This is a genomic window from Rhodopseudomonas sp. BR0C11, assembly GCF_010820945.1.
GTDB classification, from domain to species: domain Bacteria; phylum Pseudomonadota; class Alphaproteobacteria; order Rhizobiales; family Xanthobacteraceae; genus Rhodopseudomonas; species Rhodopseudomonas palustris_H.
Window position 1 is genome coordinate 1 of sequence record NZ_QTKI01000823.1, and the last position, 552, is coordinate 552.

1 pseudogene is annotated in these 552 nt (G+C 70.8%); it reads right to left on the reverse strand.

The window, feature by feature from the left end:
• Nucleotides 1-552: pseudogene (locus DYI24_RS27610) on the reverse strand (polysaccharide deacetylase family protein); the annotation flags it as partial.

Genomic DNA, 552 nt, shown 5'->3' on the forward strand with positions numbered 1-552 from the left:
CTGGCTTGGCGGACCAGCGGCACCGCTTCGCGGGCGGCCCGATCGGCTTTTACCGGGACCATGGCGCGGATCATCGGGGCGGTCCGTTCGGGAAGCGCAAACAGGCTCGGTGACGGCACCGGCAGGGTGATCAGGCTGTCGGCCGATTCGACCAGAGTCTGCCGTGGCCACGGCGCGTGCTGCGGCGTCGGCACCTGGCCGCGCGCCAGACGATTCGACCGGATCGGCGCGCTGCCTGGAATCAGGCGGTCGCGATCTAGGCCGATGTCGGCGAGTTCGGGGGCCGGCAGCATCTCCTCATTGGCGAACACGAAGCGCGGCACCTTCGGCCAGCGCACCTTCGCCACTGTCTCGGACGCCGGATGCAGCCGCCACTCCTGCGGCTCGGTCGGCGTCTTCGGCAGCTCCGGCGTCGCCGCGACCACGTGCACGATCTTGTAGCCGCCCGCCTTCAGCGCCTGAAGGATGCGCGGCAGCGCTGCCACGGTGCGCGGCTGGATGTCATGCAGCAGCAGGATACCCTTACCCTTCCCGGCCCGCCGGCCCCTCCCC